The organism is Leptospirillum ferrooxidans C2-3 (genome assembly GCF_000284315.1).
In the GTDB taxonomy this organism is placed as follows: Bacteria; Nitrospirota; Leptospirillia; order Leptospirillales; family Leptospirillaceae; genus Leptospirillum; species Leptospirillum ferrooxidans.
Window position 1 is genome coordinate 1,460,217 of sequence record NC_017094.1, and the last position, 24,638, is coordinate 1,484,854.

A 24,638-nucleotide genomic window follows, 5' to 3' on the forward strand; every position below is an offset into this window, starting at 1 on the left:
CCATTGCATTTTTATCCGGTCTGGCCGATTCCTGATTGGACAACCGCTATTTGCCAGCAGAAGGAGGAGAGGCGATCATGGCCATGATCACTGCTTCGCATACACGCTTTGATCCCACATGGATCTCACCGGCCATTTTCCAGGTCGAGCCTCTGACAGCCTTGCTGGTCATGGTGATGGTCAATGTGTCACCTGGACGCACCGGATGACGGAAACGAGCCTCGTCAATCCCCATGAAGTAGGGGATCTTTTCGGTCTTGTCCTGTCCCGAAAGTATCGCGAGAACCCCCCCGAGCTGGGCCATAGCCTCGATCAGCAAGACTCCCGGCATGATGGGATGGCCAGGAAAATGGCCGGCAAAATAGGGTTCATTGATCGTGACGTTTTTCAAACCCACAATCTTTTTCCCCGGTTCGACAGAAAGGACCCTGTCCACAAGAAGAAATGGATAGCGGTGAGGAAGGATCTCCATGATCTCCTGAATATCCAGACCATCAAGCAGTTCATCCATTTTTTTCCGTTCCTCCTTCTTGGATTTCATTTCCGGAAACAGCCGTTTCCGAACTTCGGAACAAGCGTTCAAGCTTCCGGATGCGCGCAAGGATCGATGGCAGATCCTTGACGATGGACTGCACCCTGAGCCATATATTGTGCGGAATCGCAGGAGAACCCGAGACTCTCGAACCTTCGGAGAGACTCGAAGCCACACCACTCTGACCGCCAATGACAGAATCGGAGCCGACCTCAATATGACCGACAACCGCCGCCTGGCCGGCGAGAATCACCCGATCACCGAGACGCCCCGAACCGGCAACCGCCGACTGGGCAACAAGAACACAATCCTGACCGATTTTCACATTGTGAGCAATCTGGACAAGATTGTCCATTTTGGTTCCCCTGCCGATATTGGTCTCACCAAAGGTTGCCCGGTCGACAGTCGAGTTTGCGCCAATCTCGACATCATCTCCGATGACAACGATGCCGACCTGCGGAATGCGGAACCTTTTCCCGGAAGGATCCACCGCATACCCGAAACCATCGGATCCGATCACTGCGCCTGGCTGGATGATGACCCGGTTCCCGATGCGGCAATCCTCCCGTATGACCACATTGGGATGAATATACACATCGTTTCCGAGGGTGGTGTTCTTGCCGACATGAATCCCCGAGGTCAGGACAGAGCCCTCACCGATGGTCACACCTTCGGAAACGACACACATGGGGCCGATATCCACACCGGAACCGATGCGGGCTGTCGGAGAAACAAAAGCCATCGGGGAGATTTGTCCGCTCCCTTTTGGCATCGGATAAAAATGCTGCATCAGGATGCTGAGGGCAAGATAAGGATCCCGGACCACAATCTGGGCAATGGTCGCATCCGGCTCGTGTTGTGAAAGGAGGACAGCCGATGCTTTCAGCCGTTTAAGCTCGGGACGATAGCGGACGTTGGCCAGGAAGGTGATATCCCCTTCCCTGGCCTCCGACATGGAGCGTATTCCCCGTATGGATTGAGACTCGCTCCCCACTGGAGCAAAAAGCTCCCCGGACACCAGGGAGCAAATCTCTGAAAGCGTCATTAATTTCCGCCGCCGGCAGGGTGATCCTTGTTGATCTTGGCGATCACGGACTCTGTCAGGTCATTTTTCTTGTTGATGTACAAGAATCTGGGTCCCCGAAAAATGGGAGGTGTCGGACCGATCGGCATACGGATCGGATGTTCCCCTATCACGATGGAAAAACCATATTTCTTGGCAACGGATTTCGCTGCGGCGTTTTCGGCATCAATAAACTTCCGAAGTCCCACCACTGTCTCGGAGGCCATTTCGGTCTGGAGCTTTCGGGCTTCCTTCTTATAGGCATCAATATGCTGCTGGAACTCCATCTCCTTGGCCTTCAGTGCATCCTTGCTGATCACTCCGCTTTGCTGGCGAATCTCATTGTTCTCATCCTGAAGGGCTTTCTGTTCTCCTTTGAGCTTGTTCGCCCTGGACTGGGAGTATCGCTTCACATGGGTCTGGATGGACTTGCCGAGATCGGTTTCCTCGAAGGTTTTCATGACATCCACAACCGCGACATCGGAAGCCGCCTGGGCGGGAGTGGCCATCGAAAGAATCCCGGCGAGCGAAAATGCCGCAGCAATCGTAACAGTCATCTTCCCTGTCAGTTTTGATCCTTGTTGAAGCTTCATAAGTCAAATCTCCTTATTGTTATTATTGGGCAAGATGCACCCGATTGGACAGTTACCCTCCATAGAGGGATCCCATCTGGAAGTTGACCACCGGCCCTGGATAGTTCCCCGGGAACGCCTGCATCTGCGCATTGCTGATCAGCGGCCATCCAAGATCAAGAGTCAGGGGACCCATTGGTGAATTCCACATGATTCCGACACCGGCACCAGGCCAGTCGATACCGCCAAGCGTGACCGGTTGACCGGGCACAAACTCACCAGAGTCGTCAAAGAAGATATCCCCGTAGAACCCGAATTTCGGGAAAATCGGGAAGATATAGTCGGAGTTGAAGAGAATCTCCTTGTTTCCGCCAACCAGATAGCCATAGGGCATCGGGCCTGCATAACCGAAGTTGTATCCCCGGTTTGAGTAGATACCGCCGACATAGAAACGATCCCAGACAGGAATGAATCCGTCCGGACCGATCGGCTCCACAAGTCCTCCTCCGACATGGAACGACAGCGTTGAATGTTCCGTCACCGGCAAAAAGACCGTCATATGACCGGTTGTCGAGTAGAAGGCTGTATCTCCGCCAAAGGTACCGCCGTAAACACCAACATTGCCCCAGATATGGTATCCGGAATGGGCATTCATATAGTTGTCCCGACGATCATAAGAAACACCGACAGATGGTCCGCTCTGGGTCCAGAACCCTTGCTGGGCAAGGAAAGGAGCGAGGATCGGGGCGGTCAGGGCCTGTTGGGGAGTCGGAGAGACAAGGAAAATATTTTCCGATTCCGCAAGCCAGGAAAGCGATGTGGAGAAATAATACCCGAAACGGCGGCTGAAGGTCAGCGATCCTCCGATGGCGCTATTCCAGTAAGTAAAGTAATCCATGAACGTATCAAACAACGACAAAGACGCCGACGTCGGAGTATCGAGGAACCAGGGATCCGAGATCGTAAGAGAGTACATGGTGATAAATCCGCCAAGCTCACCGGACAGGGAAACAGAATCTCCCGTGCCGAAAATGTTGTTCTGGGCAATCGTCGCCATACCCATGACACCGAACAGTGTGCTGTACCCGCCACCGATCGAGAAGGTGCCGGTTGGCTTTTCCTTGACCGATACATTCAGGTCCACAAGGTTGCTCCCGACCTGTTTGGGAACAATCTGGACATTCGAGAAGAAGTTCAGGTTCTGAAGGTTCCTGTAGGAGTTCTGAAGCTCCTGGGTGTCCATGATATCCGACTCCTGAACGCCCAGAACACGCCGGATCACCTTGTCCCGTGAAAGTTCGTTTCCGGTAATGTTGATCCGGCGGATATGGACGAGCCCCCCCTCCGTCACGGAATAGGTCAGGTCAACGGTCTTGTTCTGAAGGTTCGGAACGATCTGTGGCGTCACGATGGCAAAGGCATACCCCTTGTGTCCGTACATACGGGTCAGGGTGGTGATGTCCTTTTGAAGCATCTTCCTCGAAAAAACCATCGGCGGCTTGAGCTTGACCGCCTTCAGGAGACGTTTGTTCGAAAACAGCTTGTTGCCCGAAATGGCGATCGATCCCAAATGGAACTGCTCACCCTCCTGAATGGGAAAGACAATCGTCATGGATTTCCGGTGGTGGGTAAAAACGACCTTCGGCTGTCCCACTCCGATATTGATATACCCATTGTTCAGATAAAAGTTCCTCAGCCGCTGGACATCCTGGTCCGTTTCCGATTTTTTGTAGATTCCCGCATCGGTCCACCAGGAGGTCAGTGCAAAATAAGGCTTTGTTTTCACCTGTTTTGCCAGAACGGAAGAAGAAAAGTGCTTGTTGCCAGAAAAGGTCACTTTCGTGATTCTGGTCTGACCGCCCTCGTCGATCATGAAAACAAGCTCTCTCTTGTGACGGCCCATGCGTTTGAGAATGGGAACAACCTTCGAGTTGTAATATCCGGCCGACCGGTATGATGCCTTGATCCGCTCGACGTTATCGTGAACCTGGCGGCCATCATAGAAAGAGGCTGGAAGGATCGTGACTTTTTTCCTCAGATCCGACGAGCTCTTTGCACTATTTCCGATAAAATCGATCTTTTCTATCGTCGGCTCTTCTTTCAGCTTGAAAATGACCCTGACGCCACCTTCAAAGCCCTGGACATAAAGGTCGACTTTTTCAAAATATCCTGTGGCGTAAAGACTCTTGAGATCCGCATCCAGGGATGCGATCGACAGGACATCACCCACCTTTGTGTGAACCTTGTTCCGGATGGTTTCAAAATCGATGCGGTGATTTCCGGAAAAATCGATTTTTCTGACCAGAATGGGCTTTTCTGTCGATGCCGCGCTTTTTGTCGGAGAGAGTGAAGGGGGCTCCGGCAGGAGACCTGGCGGCTCATCAGCAGCATAAAGCGGATAAAGAGGAGAAAAACCCATCAAAAGTCCGAGGACAATCCATTGTTTCTGTTTCAGGAAAAAATTACGCAATGGACCCTTTCAGTCGAGGCCTGCCAAAAAAAGACGAAACCCTGCATTAATGGAATCATGCCAGCTCTGACAAGAAATCGTTAATATCGAATGGACTTGCTGATGCAATCAAAAACAGATGGAACGGTCCTTGGAGACCTCTCCGATAAAGTATAGAAAAAACCATCGAAAACGTCCAATAAAAATGCACAATCACAAAATAAGACCCGAGAATGGTTCTTTAATCGGTCGGGAGACTATCAAAGCATAGTTTACCCCTTGACACAATCAATCAATCTCTTTATAGTCACCCCCCGTGCCGAGGTAGCTCAGTCGGTAGAGCAGAGGCCTGAAAAGCCTCGTGTCGGCAGTTCGATTCTGCCCCTCGGCACCATCCACTTTTCCCTTGAATATTCCTCACTTACCCAATCTCAGCAAAGCATTCGTGATCGCAACGGCTACGGTCGACCCCCCTTTTGGTCCCCTCGTCACAATCCATGGAACCTCCCTGACCCTCGAGAGCAGTTCCTTGGACTCGGATGCACCGACGAATCCCACAGGGACGCCCACAACTCCTGCGGGACGGACACCCTCTTCCCGGATCAGCCGGACCACCTCAAACAAAGCGGTTGGTGCATTCCCCACGACGATCACAGAGCCGTCCATCGCGTTCTTGGCTTTTCTCATGGCCATCGTTGATCTGGTCAGACCAAGGCGAATGGCTTCTTCCCTGACATCCTGATCCGAAACATGGCAAAAAACAGTGTTTCCATTGGCCGTAAGATGGGGTTTTGAGAGTCCTGACTCCACCATCTGGACATCGACAATGATCCGGCATCCTCCGGAAAGAGCGGAAACGGTACTCTCGAGGGCTTTTTCATGTGCATCCATGATATCGGCCATTTCATAGTCGGCAGCGGCGTGTATGGCCCTTCTGACCACCTGATGCCAGTGACTCTCAAGGCCATACCCTGAAAGCGTCTCGTCGATAATTCTGAAGCTCTCTTCTTCAATCTTTTCAGGAAGAAGAATGACCGGACGAAGATCCTCTTCGGAAGGGGCAAATGTCCGTCGAACCTTTTCCGACAGGGCACGTATGAACGGCTGTGTATCGATAAAACCAAATATGTGGCGGATATCAAGTCCTTCCGGCTTGAGATCGGCAATCATGCGGTCAAATGACTCGATCGCCTTTACCGCATCCTCATCCATCGTCAAGACAGCGAGCTGACGGACTCCCGACCGGGATAATGTTTCCAGAAAATCCCTGACCGGGGCGACACCTTCCGAAAGCGCGATCGATGCCGAAACAGGATGGCCCCCATGGCGGGAAAGCTGGTTTCGGATTCCTTCGAGATGATTTCTTCTGATTTGGCTCAGGACCACAACGGCTGGCTTCAAGTTTTCTCCTCACTCCTGATCGTTCAGGAACGTCCTGAACCTCTAGTATTATAGGAATCTCACCTTGTTCACTTGTGACCGAGCAAGGCTTGCCACAAGCGAACGTGCGTATTCCGGGTTGGATGGGAAATAAAGGTGGAGATAGGATCCCATGACATTGCCCATTTTCATGCCCTCATTTTCCCCGCTTTTCAAAAATGCGGGAGAAGTCGAAGCCTCTTCCGATGGATCATTCAGGAGAAAACTATAGTGGAAAATATGGCCGCGGACAAATCCAGAAGCCATTGCAAAAGGGCCGCTTCCCGGGTGGGACACCTCTGCATAACCCAAGCGCCGGAGTTTTTCTCCCATCACAAAACTGGTCGGAAAAAGACCTGTGAATTCATGAAGAAGCTCGCCATCCTGACGATTTCTGGGTCCCCTCGTCAGATACAGGAAGCCTCCACATTCACCGACAATGGGCGCTCCGGTCCTTGAAAAGGAACGGACCGATTCTTTCATGGCCTGATTTCCTGACAATTCCTCCGCATAAAGCTCCGGATACCCCCCGCCAAACAATAATCCATCAAGATCTTCGGGAAGAGAGGAGTCTTCCATCGGAGAAAAAGGGACCAGGTCAACACCCAATTCGGAGAGCATTTCAAGGTTTTCGGGATAATAAAAAGAAAAGGCACGATCCCATGCGATTCCAAGACGCACCTTTGCCGTCTGGAGATTGTGTCCCCTATGAATCCCCCCCCAAAAAGGGACGGGGCCCGAATTCTGAGGAATCTCCGGTTTGGGATCTCTTTTTTGAAAATGTTGTTCGATCAGCTCCCAGGAAAATCCAGGAACAATCTCCGAATCGATCGTGTCCATAAAACGTTCCAAGAATCCGTTCAACGAAAGCTCTTTCACACCAACCAGCCCCAGATGACGCTCCGGAAGCTCAAGGGCCACATTCCGCTCAATCGTCCCCAGAAGTGGAGGCAAGCCGTCTTTCCCAAGAGCCTCCCTCAGGATATCTCCATGCCGTTTCGATCCGGTAAAGGTCGCAATCACACCCAGGATCCGAAGCCCGGGAGCATGGACCATGACCCCTTTCACCAAGGCTTTTATCGTCTCGGCCAAACCTTTTGAGTTGATCACCAAAATGACCGGAAGATCAAGCGTCCGAGCAATATCTGCGGTCGATGTCCCTTTTGTCTCTCCGTCAAAGATCCCCATCACGCCTTCGATCACCCCGCCGGATTTTTCGGAGATCGAAGTCTCGTAGCGTTTTATGAGCCCTTCCTCCGAAAGGAAGTACCTGTCCAGATTGAAAGACGGGCCGGACACACAAGCTTCATGAAAACGGGGATCGATAAAGTCCGGTCCGCACTTCATCGGAGCCACATCCAATCCCCGGGATGAAAGACCACGAAGAAGGGCCATGGTGGCAACCGTTTTTCCTGAACCTGATGAAAGACCCGCAACAACGAGTCCATTTCTTCGATCAGACATTGCCACTGCCCATAATGCTCTCCGGAGTCTGATTGAGCGTCATCAGACAGGGAGGATGGTCCCTGTAGAAGTCGATGATATTGTGGGCGGCGTGTTCCTGCGAAAACCGGAAATAGGATTGAATGGAAAGGCCAAGGGCATGAAGGATCAGTATCCTGTTTGTACCGCTATGGCAGACCATCACAATTTCTATTCCGAATCCCGACTTGTGAAGAACTTCATCCCATCCTGAAAGGACCCTTTTGGAAAATCCGAACAAGCTCTCACCACCTTCAGGCGCGAATGAGGGATCCACCTCAAGCCAACGTTTGTAACCCTCCGGATCACGTGAAGAAATCTCTTCCCGGGTCAACCCTTCCCATGATCCAAAGCGGCGTTCGCTGAGGGATTCGAGAGCCAGAGTCTCCCCTTTTCGATCCGACTGGACGAGAGAGAGGCTCTCCTTTGTTCTGGTAAGGGTGCTCGAAATAAAAAAACTTGCAGACATCCCATGGAGATGGCTTCCCCAAAAAGCCATTTGACGCCGTCCTTTATCCGAAAGGCGAATATCGGTCGAGCCATTGATCAGGCTCTTTTCGGAGTTTTCAAGATGGCCGTGACGAAACAGGTGAACTCTCAGTCGGTCAGGGATCTGGTCGGAAGACTTGGTCAATGGACAACTCCGGCGTATAAGGGAAATCAGACAGGAGATCCTCTCCGTCCATCTGGAAAACGATGGAATTTTCGGGAAAAATTATAGCACAACATCCATCCGGGAAAATTCCCGGACAAACCAGCAAAATCATTTTTCCTGAAGGCTCCACCAAAGACCTTGGGGAAGCAGTTGATCAAAACAAAAACCTTCTCCTGTCAAAAGTTCAAGGATCAAGATTGCCTGGGCGGTCGAGAGAAGATCCGGAATGGCTCCCGGAATCCGTCCGAATCCTCCGGATACGCTCCGGGAATCCATTACCCACTCCAAAATTTCTTTTGAAAAGGAACAGCCCTTCCGCTCCTTCACATCCCTCATGACCCCGCTTGCAATAACCGCCATATCCGTTGCCGTCGATCCCTCCGACAGGACGTATCCAAAAACCGCATGGACAAATGGAGACAGATCGGAAGATCCGAAGATCCGGCCCGGATACCATCCTGAAATATCCATCTCCCATTCGTAAAATCTTTCGATCAGTGTGCTCCCGATAGGATCGTCTGAGACTGGCAGAAAAGGACGATCACCATTCCATCTGGCAAGATCCGCCAGCCGGTTCCATGCGATCAGGCTCGACTGTGATCCGGAAGTGCCCGTCTTCCCGAGCGGGCCATCCGGGAGAATCCCTTCCCTGAAAAAATGTTTTGCCGTTTTTTCAAGGAAGGCAATCACCCGGAGTCGCAGCTCCTCCGAAAGAAAATCTCCCATCAGTCGAAGAGACGAGCACAGATGCCAAACTCCCGTGATATCCTCGCCGGAAAGCTCCAGAAGAAGTCTCTCCATGAGCCATGAGTGGGTCCTGGAATCGGATCGAAGGTTTTGCCGTCCACCCGGATCCAGAAGTCTAAAGGCAAGAGCGGCAGCATGAGTGTCCAGAACAGAAGGCGCCCCTGATCCCATGGATTTGAAATAACAGAAACCGCCTGTTTCCAAACGACGCCCCCTGATGTAGGAAAGGGCTTCTCTCCGAATCTCCAAGAGGGGGATCCTTGAAAGCGAATCCGGATCAAACATCCCATTCATCCTTTTCCTCCTGACACCATCCGATCCCGAACCCGAACATCTCCCCCGCAGCTTGCCCTCAAAATCAGGAATTGCTAGGATGGTCCGATGAAAAAACATTTTTCCCTTTGAATTTGAACAAGGAGTCCTTCTGATGCAAAAAAGGCACCTGGGTCGCAGTGGCGTTAGCGTTTCTTCCATCGGCTTCGGCCTCATGGGATTATCCGATTTTTATGGTCCACCTTCCAAGGAAGAGGCCATGAAAAGCCTTCTCCATGCCATCTCGAGGGGTATCACTTTTCTGGATACGGCAGATGTCTATGGAGATGGAGACAATGAGCGACTTCTGGGAGAGGCTGTGAAAAGCCATGGCCGCGAAGGGCTGACCATTGCGACCAAATGCGGGATCGTCCGGGACAAGGCGACCAATCGGCCGACAGGGGTCAATGGACGTCCGGAATATATCCTCGAAGCCTGTCAGAAAAGTCTGGACCGGCTAGGCATCCAGACGATCGACCTCTACTATCTTCATCGTGTCGACCCTTCGGTACCCATTGCGGAATCCATGGGTGCCATGGCGGAACTGGTCCAAAAGGGAATGGTCCGGCATGTGGGGCTTTCAGAGGCCAATCCTTCGGATATCAGGAAAGCCCACAAGGTCCAGCCGATCGCTGCCTTGCAGAATGAATACTCCCTTGTCACAAGAGAGATCGAGATCGATGTCCTTGGAACCTGCCGGGAACTGGGAATCGGACTGGTGGCTTACAGTCCGCTGGGAAGAGGGCTCATCACCGGATCTTTTGCTTCCGCATCGGAGATCAAGGACGGAGATGTCCGCAAATCCCATCCCCGTTTTCAGTCAGAAAATCTCCTGAAGAATAAGGAACTTGCTGAAAAAGTCCGGGAAATGGCAACCAGAAACCATATGACGCCCGCCCAGCTGGCTCTTTCATGGATTCTGGCACAGGGCCCGGATATCGTCCCCATTCCGGGGTCTTCCCGTATTTCCCATATCGATGAGTTCGTCGACGGCTTGGCGATTCCCGTTCCCTTTCAGGAACTGGTCAGGCTGACCGACCTTTTTCCGCTGGGAATCGCCAAGGGGCTCAGATATCCTGAGGAAGCCCTAAAGAGAGTCTACATGCCGCCTGCCCCGGAGCCTAAGTCCACAGGGGCGGCACACTAGGAAGAAATTCCCGGAACCGATGGTAACTCTTCAGAACGATAGGTAGCGAGCAGGTTGCTCTGGCAGGCTGCCTATCACAAGATATCCAACCGGTGAGTCCGCCAAGAAGCCGGAGCGGGAGGTATCATTTCGACCTTTATCTTCAAATCAGCTCCCTTCGGTACCTCCGTTCTTTCTTCTCTCCCCATAGCGAGCTTTGACCAAGAAAATGAACAGCCGTTTGCTTTATGGAGATTTTTCTGAACCATTGCGTGATGGATATCACTGGAGAATACCTTGAATCGCCTGAAACAAGAGGAATAAAATGAGGGTATTGGCATAAGTCGTTCAACAGATCCACAGATATAAGGAGGTAGCCATGACTTGCCAACCCAAAATACGGCCGGCCGTCAATCTGGCGAACGGTTTTCTTTTTGTTCTTTCTCTTGCGAGCCCCGTTATGGCTCATCCGGGCGGAATCACACCACCCGTTCATCCTCCGGTGCACCCCGGAATTCATGTTCATCCGGCAGGTGGGGCCAACATGGGGATGGCCCACATGAGTCCGACTCCTGCAAACTTTGGTCAAACGGTCTCAGGAGTCGCTTCTTCCCAAGGGCAGACCATTTCCCAGGATGCCAAGTCAGGAATGACCGGACAGGCTCTTTCGGCTATCGCCAATCAGCATGGACAGGTTGTCTCCGGCGTAGCAACAGGTTTGACACCTGTTCCTCCTCCGCCAGGCGGATCACCACCACCACCTCCTCCAAGCGGATCACCGCCTCCTCCTCCCTCTCCCTAGATCGGGAGTTTTGAAGGTCTATAATCTGGGCACTCTATCCATTGTCCTCTTGGGAATGAGTGCCCACTTCATTAATGGGTCATCGTCTTCTCAGTAGGAATAATAAAAAGATACCCCCTCGTAGCCTCCCACACCCGGCCAGACAGAAGAGTTGAGCACTCCGGCCTCAAGAGAGAAAGTAGTATGCAGGGAAGGGAATTCTGCTGAGAAGACTCCTCCTCCCTGCACAACTTCGTAACTGCTATTCCCCTGGCCGATGATCTCGGGTCCGGCATAGAAAAGCGCCTTCCTGCGAAAAAGCTCTCCGGCATCCATCATGTAGCGCCCTTCACCCAATAAATAGTTAATGCTTCCGATATAACTTCCAAAAAGATCAAGAGCGCCAGGACCCATCCGATCAAAAAGAAATTCGGTCTGGACATAGACTCCGGAGACTGTGCTCACCGGAGAAAATGTCTGGTCAACATTAAAATAGGCCCCGCCTATATCCCCCTCCCAGAACCCCCAAGAGGTCGGGATACGAAGCCCAACAGCTCCCACGCCTCCTGTATAGGACTCGCGAGTCAAACCATCCACCGATTGCTCAGGAGAGACTGCAGGCTGGTTGAAATTGATGACATTGCCCGCAGCAAATACATGTAGAAAGGCTGGCTCAGGTCCATCGGCAAGACTCTTCAGTCCCTCCAGGGGAAAGAGTCCCCCGACCATGGCATCATAGAATGCCGCTTGCTGGGAAAAGATCATTTCTCCACCGGACAGCTCCAATATTGGAGAAGAATCGGCCCTACAGAAAGAGGGAAAAACAACAAAGGAAAATCCCAGAAATAAAAACAGAAAAGAGAGCTTTCGCTTTCCAGCGTTTGTATGGAAAAAAGAGGCTGTCAACCTGACTTCTCCTAATTTCAATCCACTCAAGATCCACTGTTCAAGATCCACTGTTCAAGATCCACTGTTCAAGATCCACTGTTCAAGATCCACTGTTCAAGATCCACTGTTCAAGATCCACTGTCCTGAAGATTGGCATTTTCAAAATCTTCTCTTCTCAAGAGGGCAGCAGCACCCTATAGAACATCATGACTGAGAGCAGAATCTCGAATGATCATGCATGGAAATCAAGGCCCTTTTCCCGGATGACCCGGCAATGCCCATATATTTTCCCGGGTATTTTCCAAAACGCATTCTTTTTCTTTTCGTTTTTTTGCATGCCCTAAGGGAAGTCCATACGGTCGAGCCATCACCCTCTGATCGAAAAAAGCACCAGCGCAAAAAGGGCAACGCCCTCAAGACCCTCAATCGACCAACCCATAAAATCTCCCGAAAGGCTATCACTTCGTTTCAGGACCCAAAGGGCGATCATCACCCATACCACCCATCCTGCTGCTACAGAAAGAGCCCCCCCGATACCCAAAAGAACTCCGCAGGAAAGAAACGTTATCACTAGTCCCGAATAAAAGGATATTCCGGAAAAGGATGTCATGGCTATCGTTCCCAATCCGGGCGAGTCAGGGATTCCGGGATTTAAAAACCGAAGTGTCTTCATAGACAATGGAAGAATGCCCCTTGCAAAAATCGGAACGGCCATGATCCAGAGAGAACGATCGTTCAGTGCATCAAGACAGGCTATTTTAAAAACAGGAAGAAAAACCAGGGCCAGAACACCGTACACACCAACATGAGGATCTTTCCGGATCCGGAGCTTGTCTTCGAGAGTGCCGGAGTACAGGGCGGATTCCCATGTATCGGCCCAGCCATCAAAATGAAGCCCTCCGGTCAGGATCGCCCAAAGAATGGCCAAGAGAACCGACCGGATCAATGAAGGGAAGGAGGAGGTTACAACCCATAGGCCCCAGAGGGCACTTCCCAGAAAAAAACCGACAATCGGAAACTGCTCGGGACAGATCTTGATGGAAAGACTGGAAGTCCCCATCGGTATACGGGTTAAAAACAGAACCGTTGACCGGAACCGGTCAAAGAATTCCATCAGATTTTTCCGGACACGCTGGCCTCTTCAAATGTGGCCATCTGATGGAAGAGGCAAATGGCGGACTTCAGAAGCTGAGACGCAAGAACCCCTCCGGTGCCCTCCCCCAAACGCAAATCCAGATCCAGAACCGGAGTCAGTCCCATATGCTCCAGAACGGCCTTATGTCCAATTTCGTGACCGACATGTCCCGCCAGAAGAAAATGCTTGACCCGTGGGCAAATCCTCCAGGCCAGAAGTGCTGAGGCGGAAGTGATCACCCCATCAAGGATGACCGGCAACCCGACAGTCGACGCCCCGAGAATCGCTCCTGCCATCGCCGCAATTTCAAAACCACCGACAGCCATTCCCCATTCCAGAGGAAAACTGATGGTCGGTCCATGCAGGGACAGAGCCTGTTCGATCACCTCGAGCTTTTTACGGTAACCCCTGTCATCGAGACCCGTTCCACGCCCTGTCACCAGAACCGGGGGCAACTCCAGAAGAGCCGAGATCAGGGCGGAGGCAGAGGTGGTATTTCCGATTCCCATCTCCCCCAAAACGAGAAATCCCTTTCCCTGGACTTTCAGTTTTACAGAAAGGTCAAAGCCTGTTTTCATCGCCTGTACCATTTCAGATGGTGAGATCGCCCTCTGGGTCAGAAAATTTTGTGTCCCGTAGGCCACCTTGGCATTCACGACCGAGGGAAGAAAAGAAAGATCGGCATTCACCCCCATATCGAGAACCATCAACTCCAGCCCGGCCTGGCGGGCAAGCACATTGACAGCGGCCCCTCCGTTTGCAAAGTTTTTGACCATTTCAACGGTTACAACCTGAGGAAAGGCTGAAACACCGCTCATGGCAATTCCGTGGTCGGAGGCAAATACGCAAACGACTCCGCCGGGATCCGGGAACAATGACTGACCACAGGCCAGTCCATACCATAAAACCAGATCCTCAAGCCTTCCAAGCGACCCCTGAGGTTTCGTCAAGGAGTTCAACCGGCACAGGATCTCGCGTGATATCTCTTTCCGTTCGTGTGCTCTTTCTTCATCAATGGGTACGCGTGATGCCCAAAGGTCCACCTGTTCAAAAATCGTCATTTAAGCGTTCACCCAATTCGTTATAGGCCTAAGGCAAGATCCTGAACCCATTCCCTTTCATCCGGGAATGGTTCGTGTTTTTAACATCAGGGGAAGACCGGAAAGAACAAAAATGACCTCTTCCGACAATCCGGCGATGATTTGACGAAATTCTCCAAGTCTGTCCGTGAACAATCTTCCTTCCCTGGTTCCCGGAACGAGCGTCATGCCAACCTCTTCAGCGACCACGACCGTCAGGTGTGTTCTTCGCTTGATAAGATCAAGGACACCGTTGACGGTCCCCTGCCATACGGCATCATTTTCAGCAAGACATGCCGCCACGAAAAGTCCGAGGCTGTCCAAGAGAAGACTCCCCTCAACGGTCAGGGAATGCAGGATATGCTCCTTTAAAACCTCTCCTGAATCCGCCTTCTTGAGAAGTGCGGCAGGCTCTATTTCAAGTGTCAGAAAACGGGCCTCACGTTTTTCCTGATGCAGGGAGATGCGGGCTTCCCACAAAGGATCACCGGGAAGTGCCGTCGGAAGGTAAAAATACGGGGAAACCCCATGTTCCAGAACATATCGCTCTGAATAGTCCGTTTTTCCGGAACGGATTCCACCGGTCACCATCACAAGTTTCATCACTTTCTTCCCGTCTTCAGAATAGAACGCCTAACGTCTGATCAACCGCACCATCAACTCTTCCCCTTTTCGGCTATCGACCGAATGGGGGGTGATGGCGCACTCTGAAAAGTCGAATGATTCCCCAAAAAGGGCCCGGACCTCCTCCTCTGTCGTTGTCCATGGAGGTCCACCTTCCCGGCCATGCGCATAGAAAAGTCCAAGAAGCTCCCCTCCCTTCCGGATCATTCTTTCCGCCATCTCCTTGTAGTGAACCCTTCGTTCAGGGTCGATCGCGCAAAAACAGGTCTGCTCGAACAAAATATCAAAGGTCCCGGTGACCTTGGGATCCATCAAGAAAAGATCCTGTTCAAGGACAGAGAGTGAGACACCGTTTTTTTCCGCATTTTCCCGTGCCTCCCGGGCCGCCTCCGGAGCAAAGTCCACGGCTGTCACAGAGTACCCGAGCCCCGCCAGATAAATTCCCTCATAGCAACGTCCCGCACCCGGAATCAGTACGCGTGAACCCGGCGGAAGCCAGCCTGCCTCGACCATCCACACAAGTGGAGGGGAAACAAGGCCAAGATCCCATCCCGTATTCTTTTCAACATATCGTGAATTCCAGAAATCCTTGTCTGGCATCAAAACATCCTTTCTTTAAAATGAAGCGAAATGAGTCCCATCAAATCCGTCCGACCTCATCTAAAACCGGAAGATCCTGGGCACTTGCCCTGACGACCATCGTATCGGAAAGGCAATCATGGAGAGATCGGCCGGAAGAAGAAAACAAAACAGGAAGAAGGCCAAACCCCAGAGTCAGAAATTCCAGAACAAGTCCCAAGGTACGGACAAGCCCCGATCTCCACCCGATCCCCCCGGAAGATCTCGATATTCTCCGGATCTTCAGATCAAAGATGGACATCCCCGGGGTTTCTGAAAAAAAAGTCAGGAAAGCGGAAAAATACAAAAACCAGATCAGAATGGAAAAAACAGGGTGAAAATTGGACTGGGCCCATAAAAGAAAAGGGTTGTCGAACTCTTCAGGAGACACTGATTTCAGGATAATCTCTCGAAAAACCGTGATCCATCCGGTCGAAAGGAAATGGATCAGGGAAAGATCTAGAACAAATGCCAAGATACGGTCAAGAACCATTGAATTCTCCCGGAGACGGTTTCAAAACGAAAATCACTTTTCGCCAGAAAAATGATTTCTGTAATAACTGCCGGAAAGTCCCAAAAGGGAGATCACCGACAAAATCGCGGCTTCTGCCGACAGTATTAGCGGACCGAGCGTTTCGGGATAGAACCGGTCTTTTGGCAGAGTTTCCAGGAAGCCACGCTCCCGATCCGACCACCCGCCCTCCGGACCGACCAGAGCGACAAGCTCATGATTTCCCTCCATACCGGCCAGTCCGGAAACCACTCTCTCCCACCATGGCGCTTGAGGTGTCCAGGAGGAAATCGCTTCGTCAAAAAAGAGAAAGGAGACGGCCGGATCAGCCGCCAACTCCCGCAGAGTCATCGGCGCATCCATATTCATCTGGTCCGTTCTTCCTGACAGTTGGCTTTTTTCCCGGATGATCGCCTCCATCCGCCCTTTTTTTCTGGAAAACTCTTCTGCATCCCATCTGACGACTCCCCGATCGGTGGAAAGCCAGATCAGCCGATCGATGCCGCACATGGTCGACTGAGAAAGAGTCTGGGAGAGAAAATCTCCCTTGATCGGAGCAATTGCCAGTGAAAATCGGCAACGTCCATGCTGTCCCCTATAAGATCTCCGGGAGTCCTGCGGGGTGAGGGAAAGGGAAAGGGGAGACAGTCGGATGACCTCCCCCTGAAAAAGCTGACCGGATTCCGGTTGGCAAAAAGAGAAACAGTCCCCCACCTTGCAACGAAGACTTTTCTTCAGATGAAGGGAGAGCTCTTCACCCGGAATGAGTGTACTCCCTTCCTCCAGAGAAGGGAGTATCCGCTCTTCGGAAGTGATCCAAAAGATTCTGGGACCGGCCATGAAATGGCCTATTCGAACATCGATTTGACCTTGGAGAAAATCCCGCCGTCATGATGTCCGGAATCATGGACAACATTGCCGGATATTTCGGCATATTTTTCCAAAAGCTCACGTTGCTCTTTGGAAAGCTGCGTGGGAATCTCCACCTTCAGTCTGACAAGAAGGTCCCCCATCTGGCGGTTCTGGGGGTTGACCAGGCCTTTTCCCCGGAACCGCTTCAGCGTTCCGGGCTGGGTCCCGGGATCCACCTTCAGCTTGATACTGGCTCCAAGGGTCGGAACTTCAACCTCGTCGCCAAAGATTGCCTGGATAAAAGACAGGTTTTTCTCGACAACCAGATCATCCCCCTCACGGGAAAAGATATCGTGGGGACGGACAATGATGTCCAGAAACAGATCTCCGGGAGGGCCGTTATGGCTACCGGCATGCCCCTCTCCACCGATACGGACCCGCATTCCGGTCTGAACGCCCGGAGGAATCGAACGGGTAATGGTCCGCTCAACCGATTGTCGACCTCGCCCAGAACACACAGGACAAGGATCCGTGATCAGGCTCCCCTCGCCATTACAGGTTGTACAGGCCCTTTGTACGGCAAAAAATCCCTGCTGGATACGGACATAACCGGAGCCCCGGCATGTCGAACAAACCTTGACAGCCTTTCCCGCCTTGGCACCTGTTCCCTGACAGGGAGCGCAAGACTCCCATCGGGGCACCTTGACGGAGATCTCCCGCCCAAGGGCAGCTTCCTCAAAGGTCAACTCGACCTGACGGAGAATATGCTCTCCCTGTTGGGCCTGGGAACCGCCAGACTGAGCCGTTCCGAAAAACTCCGAAAAGACATCCGCAAAAACATCCCCGAAATGTCCACCGCCGGCTCCCCTTCCGGAAAAACCTCCCATGTCGAAGCCTTCGGAAAAACCGCCGTTATCATATTGGGCCCTTTTCTTGGGGTCTCCCAGAATCTCATAGGCTTCGTTAATGGATTTGAACTGGGCTTCTGCGGCCTTGTCTCCGGGATTTCGGTCCGGATGGTACTGCATCGCAAGCTTCCGGTAAGCCTTTTTCAGATCTTCCTGACTCGCCGAACGGCTTACGCCCAATATATTGTAATAATCCTTGGATGCCACGATCTACAATCTCCCTTTTTCAGAAACAGATGACCGGGAAAAACGACAGAATGCCCGGGAACCCCTACTGGCCCATTGGGGCCATTCATTACCACAATGAGTCAGGACAAAATGACCCTGACCTGTCATGAGAAACAAAAAGACGGAGGAACGCCACCCTGGCGTCCCTCCGTCCACCCACCAAAGATGGGGTTTATCATATCAGTGATTGTCCTTTTTGACATCCTCATATTCTGCATCAACCACTTCCGGTCCGCCTGGAGGAGGAGGTGCCTGACCATCGGAAGGAGGTGCCGCTGCCTCCTGGGACTTTTTGTAAACCATCTCGGCAATCTTGTGGGAATGTGTTTCAAGCTCCTTGTGAGCCGCTGTCAGAACCTGCGGATCATTCGACTCAAGAGCTTTCTTGGCCGTCTCGATGGCTTCCCTATACGTTCCGCGCTCGACATCCCCGATTGTGTCTCCGAGCTCATTCAGGGACTTTTCCGTTGAATAGACAAGCGATTCAAGGTTGTTCTTGGCCTCGATGGCTTCTCTCTTGGCCTTGTCTTCGGCGGCATGCATCTCCGCTTCCTTGATCAGACGCTCGATATCTTCCTTCGAAAGACCACCCTGGGCTGTGATACGGATCGACTGCTCCTTGCCGGTTCCCTTGTCTCTGGCAGAAACATGGACAATTCCGTTCGAATCGATGTCGAAGGTCACCTCGATCTGGGGAACTCCGCGGGGTGCGGGCGGAATGCCTTCAAGGTCGAACTCTCCCAACAGCTTGTTGTCGGCAGCCATCTCCCGCTCGCCCTGATAGACCTTGATGGAAACAGATCCCTGGCTGTCGGAGGCTGTGGTGAAAACCTGACTTTTCTTTGTCGGAATCGTCGTGTTCCGCTCGATGAGCTTTGTAAACACCCCTCCGAGCGTCTCAAGACCGAGAGACAGCGGACTGACGTCAAGAAGAAGAACATCCTTGACCTCTCCCTTCAGGACAGCGCCCTGAATGGCTGCTCCAATGGCCACGACCTCATCGGGGTTGACACCCTTGTGTGGCTCTTTTCCAAAAAATTTCTTGACAGTCTCCTGAACTTTGGGCATACGGGTCTGCCCGCCCACCAACACAACCTCGTCAATCTGGGAGGTTGTCAGGCCAGCATCGCTCATGGCCTTTTTCACCGGTTCAATGGAGCCGGTGACCAGATCGTCCACAAGCTGTTCGAGCTTTGAGCGGGAGATTTTCAGGACCAGATGCTTTGGACCGGTCTGATCTGCGGTGATATAAGGAAGATTGACCTCAGTCTCCATCGCGGTCGAAAGCTCGATCTTGGCTTTTTCGGCCGATTCCTTCAATCGCTGGAGTGCCATCTTGTCTTTTGAAAGGTCGATTCCGTTTTCCTTTTTGAACTCTGAGATCAGGAAATCGATGATCTTCATATCGAAGTCATCACCACCAAGAAAGGTGTTTCCGTTGGTAGATTTCACCTCAAAGATTCCATCGCCGATCTCGAGAACAGAGATATCAAACGTACCGCCACCGAGGTCATAAACAGCAATTTTCTCTTCTTTCTTGCTGTCGAGACCATAGGCCAGGGAGGCCGCAGTCGGTTCATTGATGATCCTGAGAACGTTCAGTCCGGCGATCTGTCCGGCGTTTTTGGTATCCTGACGCTGGGCATCGTTAAAATAGGCCGGAACCGTAATCACAGCTTCCGTTACCTTCTCGCCAAGGTAGTCCTCAGCCGCCTGCTTGAGCTTTCCAAGGATTTTTGCCGAGATTTCAGCCGGGCTGTAAACCCTTCCCCGAATCTCGACATGGGCATCACCATTTGGAGAAGCAACGATCTTGTAGGGAAGCTTTTTACGGGCATCGGCAACCTCGTCGGAGTTGAATTTCCGGCCGATCAGTCTTTTTACCGAAAAAATCGTGTTTTCCGGGTTGGTGATCGCCTGGCGCTTTGCGACCTGACCGACGAGAATATCCCCCTTGTCGGTGAATGCCACAACCGATGGAGTGATCCGGGAACCTTCCTGATTGGGAATGACAACCGGTTCTCCCCCCTCCATGATGCTGACCACTGAATTTGTCGTTCCAAGATCAATTCCGATGACTTTTGCCATTTTGAACACCGTCCCTTCTTTTAGACTATCCGTTATGAACTGCGACTGCACATCCGATCTGATCACTCACTGAACCCGTCCTTGATTGTGGAGACAATCGAAAGACCGGGCAAATCTAAGGCTTCCTTGCCAGAGTCACAAGGCTTGGCCTCAACAAACGATTGTGCAGACGATACCCCTGCTGGTAAACATCAACGACCGTCCCCTCCGGGACAGACGAAGTCTCCGAATACCCCATAGCCTCATGGACATTCGGATCAAAAACTTCCCCATGGGTCGGCACTTTTGTCACATGGTACTTCTCCAGAAGCTCCTCAAACTGTTTTTGAGTCAGTCTGACCCCATCGATCAGGGACTTGATATCCGCTCCGCTTGACTGCTGCTTTTCAAAATGGTGCAGTGCCCGGTCAAGGTTATCCAGAACAGGCAGAAAGGCGGACAAAAGGGATTCATTCGCAAATTTTCTGGACTCTTCCGTATCCCTTCCGACCCTTTTTCGGTAATTGTCAAAGTCGGCAAAAAGGCGAATATACTGCTCTTTCCAGTTTTCCTGTTCGGAAGGAGCGTTCTGATCCTCGCCTCCGACGGGATTTTCAGATTGCTCTTCCCCTTCCGGAGACGCTGCTCCGGATGGTTTCTCCTCACGAAATTCCTCTTCCATCGTTCCTCTTTTCTTCTTTATGTCTTTTTTGAGTCCCCGTTCTCTTTTCCTGACTGACACACCGATACGCAACACACAAACAACCAATCGGAAAGACGATCAACACCCCGAATCCATAACCGGAGCTTCGCTACGAATTGATGTGCGAAGTCGGAGGCATCACCTCTTCAATCCATAAGTTCAGACGATCGGACAAATACATCATGATGGGAATAACCTGGTCATACTGCATCCGGATTGGCCCGACCAGGCCGATCGAGCCAAGCCAGACATTCCCGTTACGAAGAGGAATGGAGATCAGGGTACACGGCTCCAGAGCCCTCACCGGTATTTCGTTTCCAATCCTCAGAGCCATCTGGTCTTCCGTGAGCAGCTCTTCAAAAATCCTGTAGAGAGCGGACTGTTCCTCGAAGACCTCCATGATCTCCCGTAAGGTATTTGCATTCTTGAACTCGGGAACTTCTGCAAAATAAGAGGTGCAAAACACCCTGACATCGGGCTCGGGGGAAAGCGATGTCAACTGGGTAAAAACATCCAGCAACGACCTTCCCAGCGCCTCAAGCTCCGACACGATCTCGCTCCGAACCTGAAGCAGCGTCTTGTGACGGGCTCTCCGGCTGAGCTCCTGCCCCATGGAGATGACTTCCTGGATATCCACATTTTCCGGGATCAAAAGCGTCTTTTTCAACAACGAACCTGATTCGGTTATCACAACCATCAGGACATGCCGTGGAGAAATCTGGACAAGATCGAGAGAGAGAAGGCACTCCTCAAGATTTGTCCCGGTTCCCAGGAGAATCCCCGTGGATCGAGTCATCCTACTGACCAGATTGATGACTGTTGACAGGACGGAGAGCAAATCCGGCGATGCCGTATCCGCAAGAACCGCATCAAGAAGATGCGCCAGTTGATCCACCGACTCGGACTCGAGCCCCGGGAATCGGGTGTTGTCCACAAAATACCGAAAACCCTTTGGGGTCGGAACCCTTCCTGCAGAGGTATGCGGGTGCATCAGATAACCCGTTTCCTCAAGATCCGCCATGACATTTCTGATCGTGGCCGGGGAATAGTTCAGCCCGAACTGCCGGTTGACCGCCCGGGAACCAATCGGACTGGCATTCCTAATATACCCCACCACCGTCGCATTTAAAACTTCCCAACTTCTTTCATCCATGTCTGCCACCTCTACTGCATCTGCACAGGTGCCCATCAAAAATTAGCACTCGCATCAAGTGAGTGCTAAAACGATATCAGGGCACATATCCCGATGTCAAGCAAACAGGGCTCCATTCTGCATCAGGGAGCACAAGGTAAAGGACAGACAAACCAGAAAAACCTAATCGGCCACCGTCGCTTTTTGCGGATGGGAAATCGCGGAGCGCTCAAAGCCGAAGATTGCGAACAGAAGCAGCAGACAGGAGATGGAGGTCAAAAGGTAGAGATTCCCAAAAGAGAGCATCATCGCCTGGGCATCAAGAGTCTGGTTCATAAGGGCAAAGGACAATGGACCCGCCGCCTGGGGCGAGACACCATGGGCGATAAAGAGTGAGTTCAGCATCTGGGAGTGTTGCTCAAAAAAGGGAGCGGAATTCGAGAGGTGTGCCGAAAGGTCACTCCGATGTTGCTGTTCGAACCGCTCAAGCATCGTCGTCATGAAGGCAATGCCGACCGTTCCCCCGATCTGGCCCATCATACTGACCAACGCTGCACCTGAAGAGACCTTCTCCCTGGAGAGAGTCGACATGGCCAAGGTCATGATCGGCGGGAAGAGGCAGGCAAGTCCGATCCCTCTTTCGATCAGGGGCCAGAAAACCGCATCGGGGCCGATCTGGATCGAAAGGGAAGAGAGTCCATGAAGGGAAAGAAGAAGAATGCCCATCCCGGCAAACATGATGGGTAAAAGAGGAGCCTTTCCCATCGCTCCACCGACAAACATGGCGGTAAAGGTAAAGGAAAGGATACCCGGAAGAAGGACAACCCCCATTTTATAGGGGTTCCAGCCGAGAAGGATCTGTCCCATCAGAGGAACGGTAAACAGCGTTCCGAAATACACAATCCCCAGAAAAAACAGACCGAAACAGCCTGCCGCAAGAGATCTGTTTTTCAGAACCCTGAGATCGATGAGGGGATGCTTCGCCATAAACTGCCGAACGATAAAAAGCGGGAGACTGATCACAGCGATCCAGAAGCTGGCCCGTATCAGCGGAGAATCGAACCAGGCAAACTCCTGGCCATTTTCCAGAAAGATCTGGAGGGCAGGAATGCCGAGGGCGAGAAGAAGGATCCCCCAGACATCAGCGGTCTCTTCGTGATTGGTAAACGGAGAGTTCCTGATCACCTTGTAGGACAATGCGGTCAGGACGATCCCGATCGGCACATTGATGTAAAACATCCACGGCCAGCTGAGATGATAGGCGATATATCCGCCGATCACAGGACCTACCGCAGGGCCAAGGCTGATGCCGATCGCAAAAAGCGCATTGGCCAGACCAACAAGTCTTGAAGGATACGCTTCAATCAAAAGAGCCTGGCTTGTCGCAAAAAAAGCCGCTCCGCTCACCCCCTGCAACATCCTGAAGATCACGAGTTCCGGCATGGATGTCGACTGTGCGCAGAAAAAGGAAAAAATGGTGAAAAAAAACACCGACCCCGTAAAATAGACTTTTCTGCCAATTTTATCGGCAAAAAAACGGGTCATGGGGATCATCAGGATATTGCCGATCGAATAAGCGGTAATGATCCAGGCAACCTCATCGACAGTGGCATCAAGCCCGCCCATCATCTTCGGAAGACCGACGTTGACAACCGTCGAGTCGACCGTTTCGATCAGTGTGGCTCCGATGGCACAGACAGTGACAAGGATCCTTTCCCGCATCGGATAGCCCAGATCACCCTCATGGGCAGCCGTGGCGACAGGAGTCTCCGTCATCCCGATCTCCTAATGGCCAAAAGCCGGATGGTAGGAAGGGTCAACATGGACTGTGGGAACAACCGAAAGACCAGGAATGAGAAGGTGGTCCGGATCCGAGTCCGGCAAAAGGGCAATGCGCACAGGAACCCTCTGAACAACCTTTGTAAAGTTTCCGGTGGCATTTTCGGGGGGCAAAAGGGCCATGATCGCACCTGTCGCCTGCTGGATACTCTCGACTTTCCCCTTGAAGACCCGGTCAGGATAGGCATCCACATGAATCGTGACAGGATCACCGACCTTCATGTGCGTGATTCTGGTCTCCTTCATGTTCGCAATCACCCAGGTGTGAAACGGAATGATCGTTGCAAGGGACAGTCCGGGAGAGACATACATACCAAGACTTGCCGTCCGGTTGGTGAATCGCCCGGAAACATCAGAGACAATCTTGAGATAGTGCTTGTTCAGCAAGTCGGCTGCCAGGGCAGCCTGCATTTTCTTCACCATCGCCCGGTCAAGGGAAATTTGTTTTTTGGCCTTTGATAGCTCGTGATGGGCAATCCTCAGGGCAACGTCCAGATGCTCCAGATCCTCCTCCGTCGCATATCCTCCCCTGGAAAGGACCACTCCCCTGTCCCTGTCCGATTGTGCCTTTAAAAGATTCTGTTCGGCAATCCGCATCTGGCTGACATCAAGGGGGATCTTTCTGGTCACAGAAACAAGGTCCGCCCGTTCAACATCAAGGCGGGCAAGAACATCTTTGGGATCAAGCTCCAGGAGAAGGTCTCCCGGATGGACGATCTGATTGTCATGAACATAGATTTTGGTGACAACACCAGGGATACGTGTTGTCACCATATGGGGACGGGCAGTCATAAAGGCATCCGTCGTGGAAACATTTCGTTCACGGTCCCTGACCCACCATAGTCCCATCAGGACAAGTGCCAAAATGAAAGTACCGCCTGCCAGAAACTTCAAGTAATGCTTGTTCAATGAATCC

Annotated in this window: 23 protein-coding genes and 1 tRNA gene; 3 read left to right on the forward strand and 21 right to left on the reverse strand. The window is 52.0% G+C overall.

What is annotated here, in order from left to right; translation table 11 throughout:
- Positions 1-46 precede the first annotated feature (46 nt).
- From fabZ to bamA, 4 genes are read right to left on the reverse strand one after another with little or no spacing between them, the layout of a single operon-like run.
- Positions 47-511: a 3-hydroxyacyl-ACP dehydratase FabZ gene (gene fabZ, locus LFE_RS07485; protein ID WP_014449621.1), complete on the reverse strand. Its 465-nt coding sequence runs from the start codon at positions 509-511 to the stop codon at positions 47-49.
- On the reverse strand, positions 504-1,577 hold the full coding sequence (gene lpxD / locus LFE_RS07490) for a UDP-3-O-(3-hydroxymyristoyl)glucosamine N-acyltransferase (protein WP_014449622.1): 1,074 nt from the start codon (positions 1,575-1,577) through the stop codon (positions 504-506). The genes fabZ and lpxD overlap by 8 nt, the downstream gene beginning before the upstream one ends.
- Complete coding sequence (locus LFE_RS07495; RefSeq protein WP_014449623.1) at positions 1,577-2,188, reverse strand: OmpH family outer membrane protein; 612 nt, start codon at positions 2,186-2,188, stop codon at positions 1,577-1,579. Before LFE_RS07495 ends, lpxD begins: the two co-directional genes overlap by 1 nt.
- 52 nt (positions 2,189-2,240) lie before the next feature.
- The gene (bamA, locus tag LFE_RS07500; protein ID WP_014449624.1) at positions 2,241-4,637 is read right to left on the reverse strand and encodes an outer membrane protein assembly factor BamA; all 2,397 of its coding nucleotides are present in this window, start codon (positions 4,635-4,637) and stop codon (positions 2,241-2,243) included.
- 297 nt (positions 4,638-4,934) lie between these two features.
- On the opposite strand from bamA, the gene LFE_RS07505 reads away from it, so the two are divergent.
- Positions 4,935-5,010, forward strand: a tRNA-Phe gene (locus tag LFE_RS07505).
- Positions 5,011-5,033: 23 nt separating this feature from the next.
- Here LFE_RS07505 and LFE_RS13140 read toward each other — a convergent pair.
- The 4 genes from LFE_RS13140 to LFE_RS07530 form a co-directional block, all read right to left on the reverse strand.
- Positions 5,034-6,017, reverse strand: coding sequence for a precorrin-8X methylmutase (locus tag LFE_RS13140; protein ID WP_014449625.1), 984 nt, complete (start codon positions 6,015-6,017; stop codon positions 5,034-5,036).
- 48 nt (positions 6,018-6,065) lie between these two features.
- Positions 6,066-7,499 (reverse strand): cobyrinate a,c-diamide synthase, encoded by a 1,434-nt coding sequence (locus LFE_RS07515; RefSeq protein ID WP_041774212.1) that lies wholly within the window; start codon positions 7,497-7,499, stop codon positions 6,066-6,068.
- Positions 7,492-8,151 (reverse strand): histidine phosphatase family protein, encoded by a 660-nt coding sequence (locus LFE_RS07520; protein WP_014449627.1) that lies wholly within the window; start codon positions 8,149-8,151, stop codon positions 7,492-7,494. Before LFE_RS07520 ends, LFE_RS07515 begins: the two co-directional genes overlap by 8 nt.
- A gap of 129 nt (positions 8,152-8,280) precedes the next feature.
- Positions 8,281-9,213 carry a prenyltransferase/squalene oxidase repeat-containing protein gene (locus LFE_RS07530; RefSeq protein WP_014449628.1) on the reverse strand — a complete coding sequence of 311 codons (933 nt, stop codon included), beginning with the start codon at positions 9,211-9,213 and terminating at the stop codon, positions 8,281-8,283.
- Between the two features lie 133 nt (positions 9,214-9,346).
- On the opposite strand from LFE_RS07530, the gene LFE_RS07535 reads away from it, so the two are divergent.
- Both LFE_RS07535 and LFE_RS07540 read left to right on the forward strand, forming a co-directional pair.
- Complete coding sequence (locus tag LFE_RS07535) at positions 9,347-10,378, forward strand: aldo/keto reductase (RefSeq protein ID WP_014449629.1); 1,032 nt, start codon at positions 9,347-9,349, stop codon at positions 10,376-10,378.
- Between the two features lie 358 nt (positions 10,379-10,736).
- Positions 10,737-11,159: a hypothetical protein gene (locus LFE_RS07540; protein ID WP_014449630.1), complete on the forward strand. Its 423-nt coding sequence runs from the start codon at positions 10,737-10,739 to the stop codon at positions 11,157-11,159.
- A gap of 90 nt (positions 11,160-11,249) precedes the next feature.
- On the opposite strand, the gene LFE_RS07545 is transcribed toward LFE_RS07540, so the two are convergent.
- The 13 genes from LFE_RS07545 to LFE_RS07605 form a co-directional block, all read right to left on the reverse strand.
- Positions 11,250-12,044, reverse strand: coding sequence for a hypothetical protein (locus tag LFE_RS07545; RefSeq protein ID WP_014449631.1), 795 nt, complete (start codon positions 12,042-12,044; stop codon positions 11,250-11,252).
- Positions 12,045-12,393: 349 nt separating this feature from the next.
- Positions 12,394-13,140 carry an adenosylcobinamide-GDP ribazoletransferase gene (locus LFE_RS07550; RefSeq protein WP_014449632.1) on the reverse strand — a complete coding sequence of 249 codons (747 nt, stop codon included), beginning with the start codon at positions 13,138-13,140 and terminating at the stop codon, positions 12,394-12,396.
- Positions 13,140-14,222, reverse strand: coding sequence for a nicotinate-nucleotide--dimethylbenzimidazole phosphoribosyltransferase (gene cobT, locus LFE_RS07555; protein WP_014449633.1), 1,083 nt, complete (start codon positions 14,220-14,222; stop codon positions 13,140-13,142). The genes LFE_RS07550 and cobT overlap by 1 nt, the downstream gene beginning before the upstream one ends.
- Positions 14,223-14,279: 57 nt before the next feature.
- Positions 14,280-14,843, reverse strand: a complete 564-nt coding sequence (locus LFE_RS07560) for a bifunctional adenosylcobinamide kinase/adenosylcobinamide-phosphate guanylyltransferase (protein WP_014449634.1) — start codon at positions 14,841-14,843, stop codon at positions 14,280-14,282.
- 30 nt (positions 14,844-14,873) lie between these two features.
- Positions 14,874-15,464: a methyltransferase domain-containing protein gene (locus LFE_RS07565; RefSeq protein WP_014449635.1), complete on the reverse strand. Its 591-nt coding sequence runs from the start codon at positions 15,462-15,464 to the stop codon at positions 14,874-14,876.
- A gap of 40 nt (positions 15,465-15,504) precedes the next feature.
- Positions 15,505-15,975, reverse strand: coding sequence for an RDD family protein (locus LFE_RS07570; RefSeq protein ID WP_014449636.1), 471 nt, complete (start codon positions 15,973-15,975; stop codon positions 15,505-15,507).
- Between the two features lie 33 nt (positions 15,976-16,008).
- Positions 16,009-16,833, reverse strand: a complete 825-nt coding sequence (locus LFE_RS07575; RefSeq protein ID WP_014449637.1) for an RsmE family RNA methyltransferase — start codon at positions 16,831-16,833, stop codon at positions 16,009-16,011.
- 8 nt (positions 16,834-16,841) lie between these two features.
- Positions 16,842-17,960 (reverse strand): molecular chaperone DnaJ, encoded by a 1,119-nt coding sequence (dnaJ, locus tag LFE_RS07580; RefSeq protein ID WP_014449638.1) that lies wholly within the window; start codon positions 17,958-17,960, stop codon positions 16,842-16,844.
- A 201-nt stretch (positions 17,961-18,161) separates the two neighbouring features.
- Entirely contained in the window at positions 18,162-20,069 is a 1,908-nt protein-coding gene (gene dnaK, locus LFE_RS07585; protein WP_041774221.1) for a molecular chaperone DnaK, read from the reverse strand.
- A gap of 115 nt (positions 20,070-20,184) precedes the next feature.
- The gene (locus LFE_RS07590; protein ID WP_014449640.1) at positions 20,185-20,730 is read right to left on the reverse strand and encodes a nucleotide exchange factor GrpE; all 546 of its coding nucleotides are present in this window, start codon (positions 20,728-20,730) and stop codon (positions 20,185-20,187) included.
- Between the two features lie 130 nt (positions 20,731-20,860).
- The gene (gene hrcA, locus LFE_RS07595) at positions 20,861-21,904 is read right to left on the reverse strand and encodes a heat-inducible transcriptional repressor HrcA (protein WP_014449641.1); all 1,044 of its coding nucleotides are present in this window, start codon (positions 21,902-21,904) and stop codon (positions 20,861-20,863) included.
- Between the two features lie 162 nt (positions 21,905-22,066).
- Entirely contained in the window at positions 22,067-23,659 is a 1,593-nt protein-coding gene (locus LFE_RS07600) for a DHA2 family efflux MFS transporter permease subunit (protein WP_014449642.1), read from the reverse strand.
- A gap of 9 nt (positions 23,660-23,668) precedes the next feature.
- Complete coding sequence (locus LFE_RS07605; RefSeq protein WP_014449643.1) at positions 23,669-24,631, reverse strand: HlyD family secretion protein; 963 nt, start codon at positions 24,629-24,631, stop codon at positions 23,669-23,671.
- Positions 24,632-24,638: the final 7 nt, after the last annotated feature.

Bases quoted from the DNA above. Each gene is read 5' to 3' on its own strand.
- fabZ (WP_014449621.1), bottom strand. From the start codon at position 511: ATGGATGAACTGCTTGATGGTCTGGATATTCAGGAGATCATGGAGATC.
- lpxD (WP_014449622.1), bottom strand. From the start codon at position 1,577: ATGACGCTTTCAGAGATTTGCTCCCTGGTGTCCGGGGAGCTTTTTGCT.
- LFE_RS07495 (WP_014449623.1), bottom strand. From the start codon at position 2,188: ATGAAGCTTCAACAAGGATCAAAACTGACAGGGAAGATGACTGTTACG.
- LFE_RS07515 (WP_041774212.1), bottom strand. From the start codon at position 7,499: ATGTCTGATCGAAGAAATGGACTCGTTGTTGCGGGTCTTTCATCAGGT.
- LFE_RS07530 (WP_014449628.1), bottom strand. From the start codon at position 9,213: ATGAATGGGATGTTTGATCCGGATTCGCTTTCAAGGATCCCCCTCTTG.
- LFE_RS07535 (WP_014449629.1), top strand. From the start codon at position 9,347: ATGCAAAAAAGGCACCTGGGTCGCAGTGGCGTTAGCGTTTCTTCCATC.
- LFE_RS07540 (WP_014449630.1), top strand. From the start codon at position 10,737: ATGACTTGCCAACCCAAAATACGGCCGGCCGTCAATCTGGCGAACGGT.
- LFE_RS07550 (WP_014449632.1), bottom strand. From the start codon at position 13,140: ATGGAATTCTTTGACCGGTTCCGGTCAACGGTTCTGTTTTTAACCCGT.
- cobT (WP_014449633.1), bottom strand. From the start codon at position 14,222: ATGACGATTTTTGAACAGGTGGACCTTTGGGCATCACGCGTACCCATT.
- LFE_RS07560 (WP_014449634.1), bottom strand. From the start codon at position 14,843: ATGAAACTTGTGATGGTGACCGGTGGAATCCGTTCCGGAAAAACGGAC.
- LFE_RS07565 (WP_014449635.1), bottom strand. From the start codon at position 15,464: ATGCCAGACAAGGATTTCTGGAATTCACGATATGTTGAAAAGAATACG.
- LFE_RS07570 (WP_014449636.1), bottom strand. From the start codon at position 15,975: ATGGTTCTTGACCGTATCTTGGCATTTGTTCTAGATCTTTCCCTGATC.
- LFE_RS07575 (WP_014449637.1), bottom strand. From the start codon at position 16,833: ATGGCCGGTCCCAGAATCTTTTGGATCACTTCCGAAGAGCGGATACTC.
- dnaK (WP_041774221.1), bottom strand. From the start codon at position 20,069: ATGGCAAAAGTCATCGGAATTGATCTTGGAACGACAAATTCAGTGGTC.
- LFE_RS07590 (WP_014449640.1), bottom strand. From the start codon at position 20,730: ATGGAAGAGGAATTTCGTGAGGAGAAACCATCCGGAGCAGCGTCTCCG.
- hrcA (WP_014449641.1), bottom strand. From the start codon at position 21,904: ATGGATGAAAGAAGTTGGGAAGTTTTAAATGCGACGGTGGTGGGGTAT.
- LFE_RS07600 (WP_014449642.1), bottom strand. From the start codon at position 23,659: ATGACGGAGACTCCTGTCGCCACGGCTGCCCATGAGGGTGATCTGGGC.